The 1,712-nt window shown below is 35.1% G+C and carries 3 protein-coding genes; all 3 read left to right on the forward strand.

Annotation, left to right across the window (positions count from 1 at the left end; translation table 11 throughout):
• Positions 1-186, forward strand: a 186-nt coding sequence (locus J2T13_RS26155; protein ID WP_429375638.1) for a hypothetical protein, incomplete at its 5' end; no start/stop codon positions are given.
• An 82-nt stretch (positions 187-268) separates the two neighbouring features.
• Positions 269-790, forward strand: coding sequence for a DinB family protein (locus tag J2T13_RS26160; RefSeq protein ID WP_429375639.1), 522 nt, complete (start codon positions 269-271; stop codon positions 788-790).
• A 358-nt stretch (positions 791-1,148) separates the two neighbouring features.
• Positions 1,149-1,592, forward strand: coding sequence for a GNAT family N-acetyltransferase (locus tag J2T13_RS26165; RefSeq protein WP_429375640.1), 444 nt, complete (start codon positions 1,149-1,151; stop codon positions 1,590-1,592).
• The last annotated feature ends 120 nt before the right edge of the window (positions 1,593-1,712 follow it).

The raw sequence follows: 1,712 nt of genomic DNA on the forward strand, positions 1-1,712 counted from the left end.
TTCCTTTTTTTACTAGATAATAAAGGAAAACGTGGTAAAATGGCAGTAAGGATTGTAGGATTTAATAAGCTACCGCGTAGCGGTTTAGTTCAACATCACATTCTTACTGCGGGGCATTCGCCCCTTGGTCGCCGGAGGCGTTTCAGGGAAGAGGATTCAGGCGACACATTGATTTCCCTAAGATAAGAGCTATCTAAGGGAAATCAACGTCAGGAATATACATACGTTATGAGAAATCAACCAAAGATTTAATTCAAAGGAGAATATTATGATTACAAGACCAGAAAATAATGAATATTTACCCAATGTAAAGCAATACATTGACCAAGTATCTGAAGGTAATGTTATTGGAATTCTAAGAGAGCAACTTCAAACAAATTTGTGCTTATTAAGTGATCTTACTGAAGATATTGGAAACTTTAGATATACCTCAGATAAATGGACATTAAAGAGTGTTATTGGTCATATTGCTGACGTGGAACGATTATGGAATTATAGAATTCTAAGAATTGCTCGTGGCGATGAAGGTGTATTATCAGGCTATGATCGTGATCTATTTGTTGAAAATTCATCTCTAGATAGACTCTCATTGAAAAGTGTACTTAATGATTATGAAGCTGTAAGGAAAGCTACCATCTCATTGATTGAAAATCTATCTGAAAAATCAATTAGTAATATTGGAGAATTTAATAATCATCTATTATCTGTACGTGCATGTATTTATATTATTGCAGGTCATGAAAATCATCATATGAACATAATAAAATCAAGATATTTGAGTATTGAATGAATAAAACCATAATTTGGGTGATTAAGAAAGCAAATTGACTTCTCATAACAAAACATTCCTACGTCGTCGCGTGCGCTCCTTGGTCGCCAAGAGGGTTTTCGGAGAAGAGGATTCAGGCGACACATTCAACCAGCTAAGTCTGACGACCCGGACCTACGGTCCTTAAGCTGCTTGAACGTCAGGAATGCCAAACGTTAGACGAAATTCATGTCAATAATACTATAAACAATATTGAAGGGAGTGATGTGATATGAATACAAATCACATAATTATTAGATTGGGGAAGTCGGAGAAGCAAATAAAAAAGTAGAGAAATCATGAATAATGGGTTTCTCTACAATCTTAGGAGGAATTCGAAATGGAAATTAGTTTAAAATCAATTGAAAAATCGAATTGGGAAGAATGCATACAGTTAAAGGTAAGAGAAGATCAAGAGGATAATATGGCCTCTAATTTGTACTCCATTGCAGAAGTTCAATTTCTAAATGGATTTATATGCAAAGCTATTTATTTGGATGAAGCGATGATTGGATTTGTAATGTACGGAATGGATCCAGATGATAACAATTACTGGATATATCGATTTATGATTGATGAGAGGTATCAAAATAATGGATATGGTAAGAAGGCATTACAATTAGTAGTTGAAGAAATAAACATACAAGAGAACAAAACGGATAAGTTACTATTGGGATATAGCAATAGTAACGAGACAGCAAGAAGGTTATATAGATCCGTTGGGTTTGTTGAAACAGGTATAGCACCTTGGGGAGAAATGATAGCTCAATATAAATTCATGTAGGTATATCTAGAAGACATGAACATCGTCTAACACTTTGGATTGGTTGCGCAGTTGCCCGAAAAAAAGGCCTTCATAACGACGGTATGAAGGCTACCACGATCGTGAACATATGAGCAGAAA

This window comes from Paenibacillus sp. DS2015, from assembly GCF_050433705.1.
Lineage (GTDB): Bacteria > Bacillota > Bacilli > Paenibacillales > Paenibacillaceae > Paenibacillus_AQ.

Excerpts from the sequence above, each read along its gene's own strand:
- J2T13_RS26160 (WP_429375639.1), top strand. The coding sequence starts at position 269 with ATGATTACAAGACCAGAAAATAATGAATATTTACCCAATGTAAAGCAA.
- J2T13_RS26165 (WP_429375640.1), top strand. The coding sequence starts at position 1,149 with ATGGAAATTAGTTTAAAATCAATTGAAAAATCGAATTGGGAAGAATGC.